Annotated in this window: 20 protein-coding genes; 15 read left to right on the top strand and 5 right to left on the bottom strand. The window is 69.9% G+C overall.

The annotated features are described in order from the left end of the window. Positions 1–45 precede the first annotated feature (45 nt). Genes flgK through CR162_RS17015 form a run of 4 tightly spaced genes read left to right on the top strand, consistent with a single transcriptional unit; the run spans position 46 to position 4103 of the window. Complete coding sequence (gene flgK / locus CR162_RS17030) at positions 46–1500, top strand: flagellar hook-associated protein FlgK (protein WP_099096739.1); 1455 nt, start codon at positions 46–48, stop codon at positions 1498–1500. A gap of 15 nt (positions 1501–1515) precedes the next feature. Continuing rightward, positions 1516–2598 (top strand): flagellin N-terminal helical domain-containing protein, encoded by a 1083-nt coding sequence (locus CR162_RS17025; RefSeq protein ID WP_099096738.1) that lies wholly within the window; start codon positions 1516–1518, stop codon positions 2596–2598. 32 nt (positions 2599–2630) lie between these two features. Next, on the top strand, positions 2631–2978 hold the full coding sequence (locus tag CR162_RS17020; protein WP_099096737.1) for a polysaccharide deacetylase: 348 nt from the start codon (positions 2631–2633) through the stop codon (positions 2976–2978). 12 nt (positions 2979–2990) lie between these two features. Continuing rightward, positions 2991–4103 (top strand): flagellar basal body P-ring protein FlgI, encoded by a 1113-nt coding sequence (locus CR162_RS17015; protein WP_099096736.1) that lies wholly within the window; start codon positions 2991–2993, stop codon positions 4101–4103. A 29-nt stretch (positions 4104–4132) separates the two neighbouring features. On the opposite strand, the gene CR162_RS17010 is transcribed toward CR162_RS17015, so the two are convergent. Together CR162_RS17010 and CR162_RS17005 are read right to left on the bottom strand one after the other, a co-directional pair. Next, the gene (locus CR162_RS17010; RefSeq protein WP_099096735.1) at positions 4133–4471 is read right to left on the bottom strand and encodes a hypothetical protein; all 339 of its coding nucleotides are present in this window, start codon (positions 4469–4471) and stop codon (positions 4133–4135) included. 126 nt (positions 4472–4597) lie between these two features. Next, positions 4598–4933 (bottom strand): hypothetical protein, encoded by a 336-nt coding sequence (locus CR162_RS17005; protein WP_099096734.1) that lies wholly within the window; start codon positions 4931–4933, stop codon positions 4598–4600. A 258-nt stretch (positions 4934–5191) separates the two neighbouring features. Between CR162_RS17005 and CR162_RS17000 the strand changes: the two genes are divergently transcribed. Continuing rightward, positions 5192–5857: a hypothetical protein gene (locus CR162_RS17000; protein ID WP_099096733.1), complete on the top strand. Its 666-nt coding sequence runs from the start codon at positions 5192–5194 to the stop codon at positions 5855–5857. Positions 5858–5861: 4 nt separating this feature from the next. On the opposite strand, the gene CR162_RS16995 is transcribed toward CR162_RS17000, so the two are convergent. Then, the gene (locus CR162_RS16995) at positions 5862–6686 is read right to left on the bottom strand and encodes a S1 family peptidase (RefSeq protein WP_176559897.1); all 825 of its coding nucleotides are present in this window, start codon (positions 6684–6686) and stop codon (positions 5862–5864) included. Positions 6687–6756: 70 nt separating this feature from the next. Here CR162_RS16995 and CR162_RS16990 point away from each other — a divergent pair, with 70 nt between their 5' ends. Next, positions 6757–7176, top strand: coding sequence for a hypothetical protein (locus tag CR162_RS16990; protein ID WP_141563200.1), 420 nt, complete (start codon positions 6757–6759; stop codon positions 7174–7176). Positions 7177–7220: 44 nt separating this feature from the next. Here CR162_RS16990 and CR162_RS16985 read toward each other — a convergent pair whose 3' ends face one another. Next, positions 7221–8936: a hypothetical protein gene (locus tag CR162_RS16985; RefSeq protein ID WP_245870454.1), complete on the bottom strand. Its 1716-nt coding sequence runs from the start codon at positions 8934–8936 to the stop codon at positions 7221–7223. Positions 8937–9361: 425 nt separating this feature from the next. Between CR162_RS16985 and CR162_RS16980 the strand changes: the two genes are divergently transcribed. The 3 genes from CR162_RS16980 to CR162_RS16970 all read left to right on the top strand — a co-directional run bounded on the left by CR162_RS16980 (position 9362) and on the right by CR162_RS16970 (position 11747). Next, entirely contained in the window at positions 9362–9673 is a 312-nt protein-coding gene (locus tag CR162_RS16980) for a methionyl-tRNA synthetase (protein WP_176559896.1), read from the top strand. A 293-nt stretch (positions 9674–9966) separates the two neighbouring features. Continuing rightward, positions 9967–10839: a hypothetical protein gene (locus CR162_RS16975; RefSeq protein WP_099096729.1), complete on the top strand. Its 873-nt coding sequence runs from the start codon at positions 9967–9969 to the stop codon at positions 10837–10839. A 110-nt stretch (positions 10840–10949) separates the two neighbouring features. Next, complete coding sequence (locus CR162_RS16970; RefSeq protein WP_099096728.1) at positions 10950–11747, top strand: bactofilin family protein; 798 nt, start codon at positions 10950–10952, stop codon at positions 11745–11747. A gap of 51 nt (positions 11748–11798) precedes the next feature. Here the strand turns inward: CR162_RS16970 and CR162_RS16965 are convergent, their stop codons facing one another. Further along, a complete protein-coding gene (locus CR162_RS16965; RefSeq protein ID WP_099096727.1) occupies positions 11799–12242 on the bottom strand; it encodes a hypothetical protein in 444 nt (147 codons plus the stop codon). A gap of 84 nt (positions 12243–12326) precedes the next feature. Here CR162_RS16965 and CR162_RS16960 point away from each other — a divergent pair, with 84 nt between their 5' ends. The 6 genes from CR162_RS16960 to CR162_RS16935 all read left to right on the top strand — a co-directional run bounded on the left by CR162_RS16960 (position 12327) and on the right by CR162_RS16935 (position 17393). Then, positions 12327–12704, top strand: coding sequence for a rod-binding protein (locus CR162_RS16960; RefSeq protein ID WP_141563199.1), 378 nt, complete (start codon positions 12327–12329; stop codon positions 12702–12704). Further along, positions 12701–13072 (top strand): hypothetical protein, encoded by a 372-nt coding sequence (locus CR162_RS22120; protein ID WP_141563198.1) that lies wholly within the window; start codon positions 12701–12703, stop codon positions 13070–13072. Before CR162_RS16960 ends, CR162_RS22120 begins: the two co-directional genes overlap by 4 nt. A gap of 463 nt (positions 13073–13535) precedes the next feature. Continuing rightward, positions 13536–15242, top strand: a complete 1707-nt coding sequence (locus CR162_RS16950) for a flagellin N-terminal helical domain-containing protein (protein ID WP_099096725.1) — start codon at positions 13536–13538, stop codon at positions 15240–15242. Between the two features lie 147 nt (positions 15243–15389). Then, positions 15390–15827 carry a flagellar biosynthesis regulator FlaF gene (flaF, locus tag CR162_RS16945; RefSeq protein ID WP_099096724.1) on the top strand — a complete coding sequence of 146 codons (438 nt, stop codon included), beginning with the start codon at positions 15390–15392 and terminating at the stop codon, positions 15825–15827. Continuing rightward, the gene (locus CR162_RS16940; protein WP_099096723.1) at positions 15827–16279 is read left to right on the top strand and encodes a flagellar biosynthesis repressor FlbT; all 453 of its coding nucleotides are present in this window, start codon (positions 15827–15829) and stop codon (positions 16277–16279) included. The genes flaF and CR162_RS16940 overlap by 1 nt, the downstream gene beginning before the upstream one ends. A gap of 34 nt (positions 16280–16313) precedes the next feature. Next, positions 16314–17393 carry a DUF1217 domain-containing protein gene (locus CR162_RS16935; RefSeq protein ID WP_099096722.1) on the top strand — a complete coding sequence of 360 codons (1080 nt, stop codon included), beginning with the start codon at positions 16314–16316 and terminating at the stop codon, positions 17391–17393. Positions 17394–17711 lie beyond the last annotated feature (318 nt).

The raw sequence follows: 17711 nt of genomic DNA, 5'->3' as shown, positions 1-17711 counted from the left end.
GCCGTCCCGTCACCGGTCTGCCACGCACCGCATGAGGGTCCAGCCATGACCATTAGCGCCGCCCTGTCCAACGCGCTCTCCTCGCTGGCCGCCGAGCAGCGGCAGTCGATGATCCTGGCGAACAACATCGCCAATGCGAACACGCCGGGCTATGTGCGGCGCGACATGCCGCGCAGCGAGCAGCTGGTGGCCGGGGTGGGCTCCGGCGTCATGGCCGGCGCCACGCAGCGCGCCGGCGATGCCGCCCTCGCCGCCGCCTCGCGCATGGCCGATGGCATGGAAGCCTATGCCGGCCGCATGCGGGAGATGCTCGAGGCCTACAACGCCACGGTGGGGCAGCCTTCCGACGAGCGCTCGCTGTCCTCGAAGCTGGGCAGCTTCAAGGAGGCCATGACCACCCTCTCCTCGGCGCCCGACAACGCGGTGGCGCAGGCCCAGGCGCTGGCCGCGGCGCAGGATCTGGTCGAGGCCTTCCACGCCATGGACAGCGCCATCTCGGAGGCGCGCGCCAAGGCCGACCTGTCGGTCGCGCAGGATGTGGAGGCGGTGAACGCCGCCCTCGGCAGCCTGGCCGAGATGGACCGCCAGATGGCGGTCGCCAGCGCCCGTGGCGCCTCCACGGCCGAGTTCGAGGACCGCCGCGACACGCTGCTGGCCGACATCTCCGGCCGCCTGCCCCTGCGCGTCTTCGACAACGGCCCCGGCCATCTGCTGCTGATGACCGATGGCGGGACGACCCTCTACGACAGCACCGTCATCCACCCCCTGTCCTTCACCCACACGCCGACCATGCCGGCCGAATCCCGCCATCCCGCGGCCCTTTCCGCCGTCACGGTGGAAGGCCAGGCGCTGAGGATGTCGGACAGCGGCAGCATCGCCGCCTCCCTGCAGCTGCGCGATGTCACGCTGCCCCGCTTCACCGACATGATCGACCAGGTGGCGGCACGGCTCATCCAGTCCTTCCAGGAGGCGGACACGACGCTGAGCGGCCAGCAGGCCGGCCTGTTCGCCGTGACGGGCGAGGCGGATTGGGATGCGGGCGCTCCCTTTCTGGGGCTTTCCCGCAAGATCGCCATCAACCCCGCGGCAGACCCGGAGCAGGGCGGCGCGCTCTCGGCGCTGCGCGCCGGCATGCATGCCACGCCGGCCATGCTGGAAGGGCAGGCGGCCGACAACACGGTGATCCTGCGCGCCCTGGACGCGCTGGAGAAGGCGCGGGCCTATGGCGGCGCCACCGGGCTTCCCTCCTCCATGAGCCTGTCCCAGGCCGCGTCCCAGAGCATCGGCCTGATGCAGGGCGAGCGCGCCATCTGGAGCGACCGCGCCGAGGCGCGGGGGCGGCTCGCCCTGCAGGCCCGCGAGGACCTGACCAACAAGACCGCCGTCAACATCGACGAGGAGATGCAGCGCCTCCTTGTCGTGCAGCAGACCTATGCGGCCTCCGTCCAGGTCATCCAGGCGGCGGCGCGCATGCTGGAACAGCTCGAGCAGATCCGCTGATGCCGGGAAAGGGCCATGACCATGTTTGAGCGTGTTGCCGCGGCGGGCGTCTCCATCGCGCGCCAGGCCCATATCCGCGGCCTCGAGACCGATCTGGCGCGCCTCACCGCCGAGATGTCCTCCGGCCGCAAGGCCGATCCGGCGCGGGAGCTCGGCGTCGGCGCCGCGCTTCTCTACAGGCTGTATGACGACATCCAGCAGGGCGAGGCCCTCAAGAACGCCACCAGCCTCGCCGGCGAGCGGCTGAAGGCCACGCAGACGGCGCTGGACTCGGTCGGCGCGCTGATGGACCAGATGAGCCCGGAGATCCTGAAGACCGATGTGCTCAAGGGCAACGGCTTCGCCATCATCGCCAGCAACGCCCGCGAGATCCTGGGCAGCATGACGGACCTGCTGAACACCCACTGGGACGGCCAGAACCTGTTCGGCGGCACCGACAACGCCCAGCCCCCCATCGCCCCGGCCACGGCGCTTCTGGGCTGGGCGCAGGACCAGAAGGATCTGGCGGCCGCCTCCGGCGCGCTGGATGCCGCCGGCGCCGCCGGCCTGATCGGCAGCTTCGACGCGATGTTTGCCAATGTGCAGCGCGCGGCGGATGGAAGCTCGTTCTACGGCTTGGTCTACCGCTCGGCCAGCAGGACCGACATGGCGGGCAGCACGGACGCGGAATCCGACGCGCCGAGCAGGGTCCGCATCGGCGCGGGCGAGACGCTCGAATACAACGTGCGCGCCGACAACCAGAGCTTCCGCGACGCCTTCAAGTCGCTCTCGCTGCTGTCCCTGCTGGACGCTCCCGCCGCAGAGCTCGACGAGGACGCCAGGGCGGCGCTGCTGGACGAGGCGGGCGAGCTGATGCGCGGCGCCCGCGCGCAGCTCACGGTCCTGGCCGGCGTGCTGGGCAGCAAGCAGCAGCGCCTCAGCAATGTCGCGGCGATCCAGGACCGCGCCATCGCCGCGGCGACGGCCCAGATCAACGATCTGGAAGGCACGGACTACTACACCGTCTCCGACCGGATCGGCACGCTGCGGATCCAGCTCGAGGCCACCTACGCGATCACGGCCCGGCTCTCGGAGCTGAGCCTCGTCAACTACCTCTGACCATCCTTCAAGACCCTGACGGAGAACCCGGCATGCAGCCCCTCACCGCCGCCTCGTCCATCCCCTCCTTTGTTCCCCTCGCCCTGGAGGAGGAGGACATCGCGGCCTATGCCGCCATCGCCAGCGGCCTGGGCTGCCCGGTGGAGCGCTGCGCCGAGGGCTTCATGCTGGCCACGCCTGCGGCCCGCGAGGCGGCGCTCCGGCTCTGGCAGGCCATCCTCATCCTCGGCGCCACGGCGGAGCTGGATGCCGGGCAGCGCGCCCTGCACCGCGCCAAGGCCGACAAGGCGCGCGCCGACCTGCGCGCGCTTCTCGGGCTGGAGCCGCGGACCATGCCGCCGGAGGCGCTGGTCGCCGCCGGCCTGCGCTACCAGCACTGAAGGGGCGCATCCATGCGCCCGCTTTGGCGCCTCGCCCTTCTGCTGGCGCCGCTGGGGCTGCTCCTGGCGGCGCCTGCCTGGGCGCAGGTGCGGCTGAAGGATGTCGTCACCATCGAGGGGGTGCGCGGCAACCAACTGCTGGGCTACGGGCTGGTGATCGGCCTGCAGGGCACGGGCGACCAGCTGCGCAACACGCCCTTCACGCAGCAGAGCCTGGCGGCGATGCTGGAGCGCATGGGCATCAACGTGGCCGATGCCCGGGTGCAGACCCGCAACACCGCCGCCGTCATCGTCACCGCCACCCTGCCGCCCTTCGCGCGGCAGGGCACGCCGATCGACGTGCAGGTCTCGTCCCTGGGCGATTCCAAGAGCCTCAATGGCGGCACGCTGGTGGTGACGCCGCTGATGGGCGCCGATGGCGAGGTCTATGCCGTGGCGCAGGGGCCGGTGGTGGTGGGCGGCTTCCAGGCGGCCGGCCAGGCGCAGAGCATCAGCAGCGGCGTGACCACCCAGGGCCGCGTGCCCGGGGGCGGGCTGGTGGAGCGCGAGGTGCCGGTCGACCTGCGCAGCCTGGAGAGCCTGCGCCTGGCCCTCCGCGCGCCCGACTTCACCACGGCCGTGCGCATCGAGGAGGCATTGAACGGCCGCTTCGGCGCCGGCAGCGCCGCGGCGCTCGACCTCGGCACGGTGGAGATGCGCGTGCCGCCCGGCTATCGTGACCGGCTGCCTTCGCTGGTGGCGCAGATGGAGGCGCTGCAGGTCCGGCCCGAGACGCCGGCGCGCGTGGTGATCGACGAGCGGACGGGTACCATCGTGGTGGGCGCCCAGGTGCGCGTCGAGCCGGTCGCCATCACCCATGGCAACCTGGTGATCCGCGTGACGGAAAGCCCCATGGTCAGCCAGCCCGGCCCCTTCTCCAACGGGGAGACGGTGGTGGTTCCGCGCACCCAGGTGGAGGTGGACGACCAGCGTGGCCGCCGCCTCGCCACCCTGCCGCGCGCCACCACCCTCAAGGACCTGGTGGATGGGCTGAACGCGCTGGGGCTGGCGCCGCGCGACCTGATCTCGGTGCTGATGGCCCTGAAGGCGAGCGGCGCCCTGCATGCGGAGTTGCAGTTCATCTGAACCGGGCGCGGCCCCGCAGGGGCCGCGCCTCAGCAATGCCCCGCCTGTCTCCTCCAGGCCGGATGCGCGAGCTCCCCCAGATGCGCATCCAGCCCCGCCGCGCGCAGCGCCGCCACGCTGGCCCAGCCGCCGGGGCGGTCGATGGCGACGGCACACAGGGAAAGCCCGGCATGGCGCTCATCCTCCGGCCATCCGCCTTCCCAGACCTCGACATGCCAGCGCGCCATCGCCTCCGAGGGAAACGTGGCCACCGCGTCGCGGCCGGCGGCGTTCAGCTTCGACCAGTAGGAAAGGCTCGGGGTGCGCCCGACATAAAGGCCCAGAGCCGCGTGGATCACCACGAAGCCCCTGCCAAAACCTGTGTCCATGGTTGCTCATCATCCTTGCCCGGCTGCGTGGGTGCGGCTTTCGCGGCACGGTCGGTGCCCCGGGTGGATTAAAGGGAGCGGAGCGGGAATCCAAAATAGGAGATGTGTCTCAAAATAGAGAATGACTCAGCGTTGTGTCCCGAAGCCGTTCCGGCTCCAGCCATCGGTGAAAAGGCCGCGCTCCGGCGCCATCCGCGCCGCCCCGCCAGAGGCGGCGGAAAGCGGTGCCTGCCCCGTCTGCGCGGCGGCGTAGTCCTGCGGGGGCGGCAGGTCCGAAGCCCGGTTCTCCCCTCCCTCCGCCAGCAGGAAGGCGCGCCGTTCCGGCATGCCGAGCGGGTCGAAGGCCCTGACGTCGAAGGTCCCTGCATCGAACTCCCGTGTGTCTAGGACCGGAAGCTGCCGGGGCTGTGCCAGGGTCGGGCCCGCCATCGCCATCAGGGCGGGCAGAACTGTCACAAGCACTGCGGCTCTCATCCTTGACTTGCTCCACGAAAGATTTTGCTGCCTGGGCCGTGCCGGCCTGGTCAGGAGAACGTGGCGTCGCGCGGGGCGTTGAGGACATTCACGGCAGCTTGTCCTTCTGAAGACACCGGAAAGAGGTTCAGCGATTTGTTAACCGCGGTGCCGCAATAATGGTCCTCAGCGACAACCGGCGAGAGAAAGCCAGAAAGGTTGCGGGCGGCTCCGGCGGCCCGGCTCGCCCTGGAACGGAGTTTCCCGATGGCATTCGGACTGGGCCTTCTGCTGAATGCCGCCAACCAGGCGATGGACCGGCTCTGGCTGCAGCGGGTCAGCCATGATGTCGGGCTGCTCCTGTCGGACCACCCGGATCCGGGCCTTGCCTCGCCGCTGGAAGGCCCCGCCTCCGCCGAGGCGCGGGCGCTGCGTTCACATCTGCTGCGCATCGGCGCGCAGATGCGCGCGATCGGCCTGGCCGCCATGAGCCGGGCCATCCTTGAGGGCCCCTTCCCCGAGGAGCGCAAGCCCGTTCTGCTGGCCCTGCTGGGCAGCGGGCCCTGGGAACCGCTGGCGGGCGCCCCCGGGCAAAGCGGGCGCCCCGCCGGCAACGGCATGTTCTACCGCCTGGAGTGCCGCGCTGGCGGCAATGCCGCGCATGCGCCGCATGCCATGCGGGAGCGCGAGCAGACCTTGTGGCTGCACACCTCGCCGGATGCCGCCTCTCCCGCCACGCTGCTGGCCCGCCTGGAAGGCGGCACGGCCTGTCTGTCGCTGGACGCGGCGCTGCGGGATGTGCTGGCGGCGCTGGAGGCGGAAGGCGAGGCCACGCTTGCCGCCGCCATCCGGGCCCTGCGGCCCTGCGGCGGCATCCTGGCGGCGGCGGCCCCGGGGCGGCCCCAGGAGCGGCAGGCGCCCGCCGCCGCCTGACCGCTCAGCAGAACAGGCGCCGCACCGCGGGCGCCGCCCGGGCGCGCACGGCGCTCCAGTCCGGTGCCGCCAGGCCCGCCGGCGTGCGCAGGCGGGGCGCCACCCCGGCCCGCGCCAGCAGCTCCCGCAGATCAGCCAAGGGCACGGCCGCGGTCGAGCCCTGGCCGCCGGCATAGACCACGCCCACCACATTGCCCGCCGCGTCCAGAACCGGGCCGCCGGAATTGCCGCCCCCCGTGGCGGCGTCGATCTCCAGCCGCCAGCGCAGCCGGCCGGCCTTCTCGGAGCCGAAATAGCGGATGCCGTCTTCCCAGCGGGCTTCCACCTCCCGCCCCTGCCGGTCGGTCATGACGAAGCTGGGCGCATGGCCGCCCTCCGGATCATGCACGGTCAGCGCCGCCCGGCGGATGCGCCCCGGCGCGGCCTCCATCTGGCCGGCGCGCGCCGCGCGCGCCGGATAGCCGAGCGCCAGCACCGGCATGTCGCGCGGCAGGCGCTGGGCGGTGGAAAGCGACAGGAAGGCCTCGCCGCTTGGCGGCCCCGACAGAAGCACCAGGTCCGAGCTGCCCTCTTCCGCCAGCACCCGCCAGGGCCCGGCCAGGCCCGCCACCTGCACCGGCCGCCCCTGCGCGCGGCAGTGCAGCACCACATGCACATTGGTGACCAGCAGGCCGGGCGCCACCAGAAAGGCCGAGCCCGTCACCGCCCCGCCACCCGGCATGGCGGCCGCCGCCGGGCGCGCCACCTCGCCGAGACTTCCGCCGCCCAGGATCGTGGCCAGCCCGGCCGCAGCCATTCCCACCAGCGCCGCCAGCTTCCAGCGTGTCATCGGCATCTCGATCATTTTGCGAAAAACGGATACATACTAGAACAGGGCCGGATGCGGGCCAAGAGGGTTGATGATGCGCGGTGCGATGGGGGGGCTGCCGCTGTTGCTGCGCCTGGCGCGGCAGGAGGCCGATGGCCGGCGCGTCCGTCTGGCGGAGGCGGAGCGGGAGCGGGAGGCGGCGGCGTCCCGGCGGGATGGCTTCGGCGCGCTGGTGACCGCCGAGGCGGAAGCCGCGCAGGGCGACCCCGAGGCCATGGCACGGTGGTCGGCCTGGATCGGCGCGGCGCGGCGGAAGGCGCGGGAACTGGAGCGGGTGGCGGCGGACAGGCTGGCCGCGGAGGAGGCCATCCGCGACGCGCTGCGCGAGGATTTCGCCACCATCAAGCGGCTCGAGATCAGCCTGGAGCAGAAGCGGCAGGCCGCCGCGCGCGCCCTGGCCCGCCAGGCGGAGCTGCGGCTGGAGGACGCGGAGCTTCAGCGCCGCCGCTGATGGCGGCGCCGGGGCCGCTCAGCCTCCCCCTTCAGCCTCGCCCCTCAGCCTGGGGCGTTCAGCCGGTCCAGGTCCGGCTTCTCGCGGAAGCGCGCCCAGGCGGCGAGCACCTCGCGCAGCTGCTCCTCCTGGCTGGTCCGCTCGCGCCGCAGGATCTGCATGCGCTTGCGCAGCTCCAGGATCAGGTGCCCGCGCGGCAGGTCGGCGCCGCTCTCGAAGCGCTCCAGGAAGACGCGGCCCAGCTCGGGGTCGTCGCGCTCGATGCAGTAGGCGGCATAGGCCAGCACGGAGCCGCGGCCGAACTCGATCATCTTGCGGCCGAAGGTGCGCATCTCCAGCAGGCGCGGATGCTGCTCGACGATCCGCATCACCTCGGCCGGCGTCGGCTTGGCGTTGCGGGTGCCGGCGGGCTTCAGCTCGCGCTTCCAGAGCAGCACGGCGGCGGCGGCGACCAGCGGACGGTCGCCGAAATTCTCGAAGGCGGCACCGAGCTGCGGGCCCTTCTTGGCGTGGATGTCGTAGGTGTCGTAGGCCTCCTCGGGCAGGCCGCGCATCACCGGCACCTCGATCGCCTCGCCCGCCTGGATCACGGCGGAAAGCCGGTGCTGCCCGTTCAGCAGGCGGCCCGAGCGGCTGAAGCAGATGGGCTGCGCGTTCATCATCCAGTTGCCGGCGCGGATGTCGCGCGCGATGGCATCCACGTGGGCGGCCACGATCTTGCGGTTGCGCGTGTTGTGGGCGAGGTATTCCTCCGCCATCCGCGGCGAGATCGTCTCGACCGCCAGCGGATAGACATTCTCCTCCCCGGACAGCCGCTCCACCGCCGCACGCAGGATGCGCGTGGCCTCCTCGGTGTCGCTGCCATGGCCGGGGTCGTGCAGCCCGGCATAGCCTTCGAGGCGGGGGAAATCCTCGCCCTTGGTCGGGTTGGCGGTGCGGTCGATCCAGGTGTAGCTGCGCGCGTGCCGGCCGCTGATCGTGGCGTTCAGCGCCTTGATGCAGAGCGCGAACAGCATGACCGGCTTCAGGCGGGTGGCCGGGTCGCCGCGCGTGACGTCGATCAGGTCGCGGATGCGGGCGCCGGGCTCCAGGGGCGAGTGCTTCTCGGGCCAGGCGACGGCATCGAGGAAGCGGCGGGTCGCCGCCTTGTCGACGCGGAAGCCCATGAACAGCAGCGGCGTGCGCACCGCCTCGGAGAGGATGCTCGCCTCGCTCTCCAGCGACATCTTCACCGCCTGCTCGAGATCGGGATTGGCGCGCAGCACCCGGTCCATGCGCGACCAGGAGGCGGTGCCGGCGCCGCGCAGCATCTTGCCGTCATCGTAGCGGATCAGCTTGACGAGGGCCGATTGCAGGGCGTGGGCATGCGGCACGCCGCGCGCCTCCAGTACGCCGGCGAAGGATCGGCGCCGCTGCTGGTCGATGGTGTGCAGCACGTCGTCGGGGATGTTCTGCGCCAGCACGGTCAGGAAGGGCACGCCGGCCTTGATGCAGGCGCGCAGCCGCTGCACCCCGTCCAGCAGCACCCCGGCGCGGGAAAGGATGATGGGCATGCCGTTGAGGATCCAGCGGCCTTCCCGCATCGCCTCGGCATAGGCGTTGATGGCGTTGGGGTTGTCGCCCGCGCTCGGGCGCCTGCGGTGCAGCAGCTCGGCCGCGCCCTGCGGCGTCACCAGCTCGATGGAGAAGCTGGGGCTATCGGCGCCCTGGCCCTGGAGCTGGACGATCCGGCCGGCCTGCGGCGCCGCCGGCCTTGCCACCTTTCGCGCTGTTCCGCCTGCCCGTGCCATCCTGCCCTTTCTCCCTGGCTGCAACTGGCCGGCCTGGTCCCGCCGGACAGGGGGTTCCATGTCCCTGGTCGCATCTAGCCTTTTTTCGCCCGTTAATCCATACGCAAAAAATCTTAGCTTTCCGTTTTCCTCATCGCCATCCCGCATGGAAATCATCTCCCTGGCCGCTGCGCCCGCAGATGCATTGAAATTATTGTATTGAAAGCATTTACGAATTTCTCGAATCTTGGAAATGGTGGCGCCCTGGGTGCCGTGCTAGAAACCGTGCCGATGCCCTGCCTCGCCACCTCCTGCCGCCAGCGAGAACGCTTCGCGGAAACAGGTTGCGGCCCGAGCGGGGGCATGCTGGCCGACCGCCCGATCTCATGGGCTCACAGGAAGGAGAATCCCTCCCGATGACCGGATCCGCCCCCTTCTTCGTCAACCACAGCATTCGCCTCAGCCGCTCGGAGGTGCTGGAAGCCCTGCGCGGCGCCGCCCTGGCCCGCGCGCGCGAAACCCTCCGCCTCGTCGATCCCGCGCCGCGAGGCGTGGAGATGGAAACCCGCCTGCTTTCCGGCGCGATGGTGGAGATCGATGGCGCCACGGTCGTGATCGAGGCGCGCCTGCCGGAGGATCTGGTGGCGCTCCTGCGCGCTTCCTCCCCTCCTTCCGCACCGCCCGCCAAGGGGGTGGAGGTGGCGGCCGAGGCGCTGGTGCCCGCCTGAAGCCAGGCAAGGCTCGGCAATCCCGGCGTCCAGCCGGGTGGCGGTGGCCAGCCCCTGGCTGGCGGGGCCGTTCGCAGGGCGGCCCGGCAGGGTTGTGTGACAGCTTGCACAATCCTGCGAAATACAATGGATGACACGGCGGAGCCATGCCCTTTGGGGCTCCATCGTGCTTTCTGGCACAGCGGCAATGCCTGCGCTTGCCTTTCAGGCCGTGCCAGGGTCTCTTGATCACGAAATCGAGAGAACAAGGCATGGCAACGTGTCTTCGTCCCCAGGGGGATGGAAGCTGGCAAGTGGTGATCGGGCAGGGGGACGCCGCCTTCCGGCACGGCGCCTTCCTCGACCGCGACGCCGCACAAGGCTGGGCGGCCCAGGCGGCCGAGGCCAAACGGGCCTGCACGGTCCGCATCGGCAGCAAGCGCTTCCTTGGAACCGCCGCCGAGGCGCTGCGGCGCTGGGCGATCGACCAGGGCACCCTGCCCCGCGACGAGGGCGGCACGCAACTGGCGCCGCTGCTGCGGCTGGCCCCTCTGCTGGAGGACCCCGCCTGCGCCTGGCCCCTGGGCCTGCTGGATGCCGCGGAGCTGGCGGCCCTGCGCCGGCGGCGGCTGGCGGCGCTGGACGATCTGGGGGCCATGCTCGCCGAGCAGGCGGCCCTGTTCGCGGCGCTGGAGATGTTCCGGGACTTCTACCTGCCCGCGCTCGATGATCCCTTCGCCAGGATCGCCCCCGACGGGCTGTGCATCCTGGATGAGGCCAGTTGCGCGCAGGCCATCGCCTGGGGCGGCCAGGTGAGCGAGGACATGGGGCTTGCCATCGGGCTGATGCTGACCACGGCGGCGCCGGCCGAGGCGCTGAGGACCTGCCGCGAGGCCCAGGCGGACCGCCTCGCCGGCCGGCTGCACCTGCCTGGCGGTCTCACGCTGAGGCCCGCAGGCGGCCTGATGCCGGCGCCGCGGAAAGGGGCGGCTTCGCTCCTGTTGCCTGGCCTGCCGGAGCTGGCCGGCATGCAGCGGGCGGTGGGCGAGATCGGCCGCCGGATCGGCCGCCCCGGCCTGACAACCGAGGCGCTGCGGCTGACGGCGCTGGCGGGTGCCCTTTGCGGGGGGCGGCATCTGGATGAGGTGCTGCTCATGGCCGGGGCGCGCCTGTCAGGCCAGGGCTGAGCTGTTTGTCGCCATGCTTTGCGAAAAATGTTGAAGTTCTTGCGCGAAAATCGTAGAAAGCCTGAGCGGTACGGTGAACCTGTGCCGGGCCTCCTAGAACGGGACTGGACATGAGCTTCTTCGGCAAGCCCAGCGGCGGGGAGCCGCGCATCACCTATGAGCGGATCGACCTTTCGGCGCCCGCGGAAACCGCCGCCGAGGACGGCATGCCCGCTGGCAGCGCACGCGCCATGGTGGAGCGGCTGGAGCCGAGGATGGAGCGTGCCAGGCCCGGCCCGGCGGCGGCGGGCCATACCCCCGGCATCATGCTGGTGGCGGCCGACAGCGAGATGGAGGGATGCCTGCGCAGCCGCGGCGTGGTCCGCGTCGAAGGCGTGCTGCGCGGCAGCGTGCACGCGCCCATCCTGCTGATCGAGGTGGGCGGCCTTGTGGAAGGCAGCGTCACGGCGGAGCGGGTGCGCAGCTGTGGCGCCCTGCGCGGCAGCGTGACCGCCCGCGAGATCGAGATCGTGCGCACCGCCATGGTCGATGCGGAGCTGATCTATGACGAGATCAGCATCGAGCGCGGCGCCCGGGTCAGCGGCATGCACAGGCAGCGCGAACCGGAGCCCGCTCCCGCCGCGCCGCCGTCCGGCCTGGACATGGCCGGGGCGGGCGGAACGGAAGCCCTGCCGGTGGCGCCAGCCGTGGCAGCGGCGGAGGCCACGGTGCTGGCCACGGCCGCCGTCAGCACCGCCGCGCTGGTCGCCGAGGCGGAGGCGGCGCTGCACTCCCTGGCCCAGGCGACCCAGGCGGCCGCCGAGGCGGTGGAGGAACTGGCCCAGGAGGGCGTGCCGGGGCTGGTGGAGCTGGAAACCGAGCTGCGCGCCACGCCCGAGCAGTTGCTGTCCACCAGGCCGGTGGCCTGAGGCCGGCAGCATGAGGCGGCTGGCTGTCCCTGCGGCAGCCAGCCCTTTCCGCTACCGGTACAGGGGGGTGAGGCCGGGATACGGAATCTCCGCCAGCCCCTTCTCGCGCAGCACGCGGTTGGCCGCGCGCGTCACTTCCTTGGGCCCGGCCTGGAAGCCATCCAGGACGTAATAGCCGTTGCGCAGCGGCCGGACCCGGCCGCCCAACAGGCAGCAGGCATATTGCATCGGCGTCATGTCGTCCTCCACCTCGTGGAAGGACGACAGGAAGGGGGAAACCTCCCCTCCCTTCTGCACCCGGCTCAGCACGCGCTTGGCCCGGCGCTGGGCATACCAGGGCTCGATGCCGAAGGCGCGCGCCAGGCTGCCCACCTCCTCGCCGGCCAGCAGGCGCCGGTCGAACTCCCCACGCAACTCCACCGCCAGGGCACGCCGGCGGAGCTGGTGGCGCCGCTTGGGCTCATCCGGCGGGCCGGGGGCCTCCTCCTCTTCCATGGCGACGCTTCCTCTCTGGCCACGCCTTGCGCAGCACGGGTTGGCTCCTTCTGGAGATCAGGAGCCGTCCCTTCTGGAGGCCGGATGTCGCGCCGTTTTATGCGAAAATTTGCTGATGGGCTGCTAACGTCGTGTCCGATGGTGCCGCTGGCGCGCCAATCATGGGCAGGAGGCTCGTTCGCGATGGAGCTTGTGGCACCGACATCCGCAGGCGGGGCAGGCACGGCACAGCTGCGCCGCCTGGCGCAGAAGCTGGAGGGCAGCTTTGCCGCGGAGCTGCTGCGCGCGGCGCGGCCCAGCGCGCGGGAGGGCCTGGGCGGCCGCGGCACCGGCGCGCAGGCTTTCGACAGCTTCATGGATGAAGCCCTGGGAAATGCCCTGGTGGGCCAGGGGGGTTTGGGGCTGGGGGATGCGATCCTGCGCGAGATCGGCAGCCGCGCGGCGCCGGGGCCGGGCCGGTGAGCGCGCTGTTGCAGGCGGCCGCGCGGCTGCGGCAGGCGCTGGAGCGGGAAGCGCATGCGGCGCGGCAGGTGGCGCTGCCGGAGTTGCACCGGCTGATCGAGGAGAAGCGGCAGGCCCTGTCCGCCCTGGCCGCCGCCGGCCTGCCCGCGACGCCCGAGGAAAGATCGGCGGTTGGCATGATGATGCGCGCGGCGGAGGAAAACGCGCTGGTGCTGGGCTCCGTGATCGGCGCCCTGGAAAGCATCCAGCAACGGCTGCGCCAGGACCTTTCCGAAGCCGCAAACCCCGCCGTCTACGGGCCCGGCGGCGGGCCGCGCCGCAAGCGCCTGCGCCACACCCTGGCTGCCAGCCTCGATCGCACGGCGTGATCCCCCCTCGCCCCCCCGCCTCCTGCCGGGATGCCGGGATGCCGGGGGCGGACTTGCAGGAGATGGCTGATCGGGGGCGCCGCCTTCTCCGGATCAGACCACGCGCCTGCCGTGGGGCGAAGCGCCACGATGCGCGAGAGGATGCCGAAGCCCCTGCTCCCATCCCGCCCGCCGCTGAAAACGGTGGCGCCATTGAAGCCTGGCTTTGCCGGGAACCGCCGCAGATAAAAGGCGAAATCCTTCCAGGACGTGTCGCGCAATCGCCAAGATCAGCCCATAAAGCCTCTGATATTGTCACGCTTTTTCGGAATCTTCCTGGACATCCAGAGGCACAAATCAGCCTTGCAACGCTGATCCAGCGAATGCTAAAAATGGCTGTCGCTGCCACCCAGATGGGCCGCATTGCCGCGATAGCCGCGTCAGAAGGCGCTCCCAAAACCGGAACCCTTGCAAGGGCGCAATCATGGTCAGCTCGATCCTCACCAACAATGGCGCGATGACGGCGCTGCAGTCGCTCAAGGCGACTCAGAAGAACCTGCTGGAGACGCAAAACCGCATCTCCACGGGCCTGAAGGTTTCGACGGCGAAGGACAACGCGGCCACCTGGGCCGTGGCCACCTCCATGCGGTCGGATATCGCCAACTACAAGCAGGTGAGCGAGAACCTCTCGGTCTCCTCCTCCATCCTCTCCACCGCCGAAGCGGCGGCGACCACCATCGCCGATCTGGTGAAGGAGATCCGCACCAAGGTCAGCTCCGCCGCCAACCCGGCGGTGGACAAGGCGCAGGTGCAGGCCGACATCGACGAGCTGCTGGCGCAGATCGACAGCACCGCCCAGAGCGCCGCCTTCAAGGGCGTGAACCTGGTGAACAGCGATGCCGGCCAGCGCGTGCTGACCTCGGTGAACCAGGTGGGCGGCAACGCCACGGCCGTCTTCAGCAACATCGCGGCAAAGAACCTGACGATCGCCGAGGGCTCCGAGCTGTCCAGCCTGAAGGACCTGACGGTGCTCTCGCGCGCCGACCAGACCTTCTCCGCGCTGAACGACGGCGTCAGCAAGACCACCGTGACGCTGGCAAGCGCGCTCGACATCAATGCCGGCAACACCCTCACCTTCAAGTATGTCGACGAGACCAACACCAGCCGCGACCTGCAGGTGAAGTTCACCAAGGATGTCGGCACGGTCGAGGAGCTGGTCGAGTACCTGAACGGCGATGCGACCTTCAGCGGCAAGCTGCGCGCCGACCGCGTCACCGGCGACCTCACCACGATGACGCTGAGCGCCAAGGACCGCGACTCCGCGATCCGCCTGGGCGCGGTGGATAACGCCGGCACGCTCGGCACCGCGGATCTGGTGACCTATGCCGCGGCCTCCGGCTCGGGGGGGACCGATCCGCTGGGCGATCCCACCTCCACGCGTGCGGGCGGCGTCCGCCGCCTGGATGTCACCTTCGCCGATGGCCCGCTGCAGATGGAGGACGAGTTCGTCCTCAAGGTGCAGACCGCCGTGGCCGATGAGGACAAGATCGTCACCTACAAGCTGAAGGTGGTGGGCGGCGACTACAAGACCGGCCAGAAGATCGACGAGGGCTCGCAGACCACCGCGGAGCCGAAGACCTATGTCATCGCGCTGGCCGCGGCCGATGTGATGGCGCCCAATGTCAGCGGCAAGCAGATCGCCGAATACATCCAGAAGGCGCTGTTCCTGGGCACGGGCGCCAACGCCAGCGGCGCGATAGACGGCGACCTGGAGTGGAACACCGACCACTTCCTCAACACGGCGGACGCGGGTAACGCCTTCGATGTGGCTGTCTCGGACAGCGGCATGCTGTCGGTCCTGACGGCGAGCGGCGCCACCGACAACGTGCTGTCCTTCAACTCCTCCAAGACCGACTTCCAGGTCCTGATGGACAAGATCGCCGATGCCAGCACGGCGATCGAGAACGCGGCCGCTTCCTTCGGCACGGCAGGCAACCGCATCGACATGCAGAAGGAGTTCCTGGACAAGCTGGTCGACACGCTGACCACCGGCCTCGGCGCCATGGTCGATGCCGACATGTCCGAGGAGGCGGCCCGCCTGCAGGCGCTGCAGGTGCAGGAACAGCTCGGCACGCAGGCGCTCTCCATCGCCAACCAGGCGCCGCAGAGCATCCTGTCGCTCTTCCGCTAACAGGAAAGGAGCGCGGCGCAAGCCTCGCTCCGCCCGCCTTCGAAGGCGCCGGGCGGAACCGTGGATGAAGGCCGCCGCGTGGCGCGAGCGGCATCTTCCGCCAGCCACCGCCGGCGCATCTCCTGCGCGTGACCGAGGAAGAATCCGATGCTGACCTCTGCGCGAGACCATCTGCCGCCCGCACCGTTGCACCGTCCGCAAGGCGCGGCCACGGCTTACGGCGCGGTGATCCGCGGCACCGAGAACCCGCGTGACATCGAGTACCGCGTGCTGGCACGTGCCACGTCGCTCCTGGAAGAGGCCAACCGGCCCGGCGCGGGGCCCGCGGCACTGCCTGGCGCGATCCACGAGAACCGCATGGTGTGGACGACCTTCGCCGTCGATCTGGCCAGCCAGGACAATGGCTGGGATGACGGCATGAAGGCGCGCCTGCTTTCCCTCACGCACTGGGTGCTGGCCGAGAGCGACCGCGTGCTGCGCGACCGCCGCAGCCCGCAGGCGCTTTGCGATGTCAACCGTGCCGTCATGGCCGGCTTGAACCCGGCCCCGGATACCGCCCCGGATACCGCTTTGGAGCCCGGCTGATGTCCCTGATCCTCAAGCTGGCCCCGGGCGAGAGATTGTTCATCAACGGCGCCGTTGTCACCAACGGGGACCGGCGCGCCTATCTGATGGTCGAGACCCGGGCGCAGATCGTCCGCGAGAAGGATGTGCTGTTGCCCGAGGATGCGAGCACGCCCGTGCGCCGCGCCTATTTCGCCGCGCAGAACGTCCTGCTGAACTCGCATTCCTCCCTGGGCAGCCTCGACATCTTCCTGGAGAAGGTGGACCGCCTCAAGGATGTTTTCCTGAAGGCCGAGCATCGCGACCTGCTGGAGGAAGCGGAGCACCAGATGCGGCAGGGCAACACCTACCGCGCCCTGGCGGCGCTGCGCGAGCTTGTCCTCTACGAGTCGGCGCTGCTGGAGGTGGAGCCGCCGCAACGCTTCCGCCGCGACGCGGCCTCGCGGCCGTCCGCACCTCACAAGGCGGGCTGAGGCGCTATCCCCATGCGAGGCGCAGCGTAGAGCCATGACGATCAACACTGTCACGGTAGGCATCCCCTCCGGTATTGCCGGCTGGAAGCTTCTGCAAGGCAAGGCGCCCTCTGACTTCAAGGCCTTCAGCAGGGACGCCTCGCTGCAGCGCGACCTCGCCTATCTGCGGGAGAAGTTGCCGACCAAGATGACCGCGAAGGATCTGCTGGCGGATCGCCGGCTCCAGAGCATGGTCTTCAAGGCCTATGGCCTGGACAGCCAGGTCGGCTACGACGCGCTGATGCGGAAGGTGCTCGAAAGCAACCCCGATGACGCGAACTCCACCGCCGGCCGCATGACCGATCACCGGTACCGCCAGATCTCCAAGGATCTGAACTATGGCGGCATCGTCATTCCGGAAATTCCCGCCGTGCCGTCCAGCGTCACCTTGCACATCGAGGGGGTGATGCCGGGCCGCAGCCTGCGGGCGGTGAGCGGAAGCATCGGCGGTGTCGCCATCGAGGATGTCAGCCTCGAGGGGCTCGATAGCCGGCAGGAGATCGCCGAGAAGATCCAGGCCAGCTTCCGGAAGGCCGATGGCGGCCGCGAGGACATCACCGCCCGCCTCATCGGGCTGAAGATCGTTCTGACCGATGCCAGGGGGCGTGGCGAGGGCGCGTTGCGCTTCGAGGCCGATCCTGACAGCACGGCGCGCGCTTACCTAGTGTCCTCGACCAAGGGGCGCCTGCATGTTGCAGGGCAGGGCGGCCCCAACATCGGCAAGAGCGAGCTCGTGGAAAGCATCGTTGCCAGATACACCCAGTCGCGATTCGAGGAATCCGTCGGAGAAACCTCCGACAGCCTTCGCAAGGCCATCTACGCGAAGCGCATGCTTCCACAGGTTTCCAGCTGGTACAACGTCATCGCCGACAGGAACCTGGCAGAGGTCGTGCAGAAGGCCTTCGGCCTCCCTGACAGCTTCGGCAGGCTGAATGTTGACCAGCAGAAGGCCCAGCTTGAGAAGAGGATGCCGATTTCGGACTTCAGGGACGCAGGCAAACTCTCCAAGCTCCTCGACAGGTATGTGGCATCCTCCGGTTCCTCCAACGCCGCAAGCCTGATTTCCTTCTTCTGATATGCTTCGGCTGCCGCTCCGGAAGGGGCCGTTATGCGATGGCAGCCCCCTCCCGGCAGGTCTTGCATGGCTGCGGCGCCAGCAAGAACGATGTTCCGGCAGCACGTTGTGCCGGATCAGAGACCATGCCTGGACATATAGGGGCAAACAGGCTCCAGCTCCTCTATTAACACGATAATCAGAGGTTAGCGTGAATAATTCGCGCCTCGACAATGGCTTGGAACAAGTCCAGCGCGGCGATTCATCGCCCCCCTGGAGGTGTGCCTGAAAGAAGCCCGGAGCACCTGTGCTGGCTTGACATCATGCACCGGCAGAGGT

Source organism: Teichococcus rhizosphaerae, from assembly GCF_002631185.1.
Lineage (GTDB): Bacteria > Pseudomonadota > Alphaproteobacteria > Acetobacterales > Acetobacteraceae > Pseudoroseomonas > Pseudoroseomonas rhizosphaerae.
This window is presented reverse-complemented; position numbering and strand designations above follow the sequence as displayed.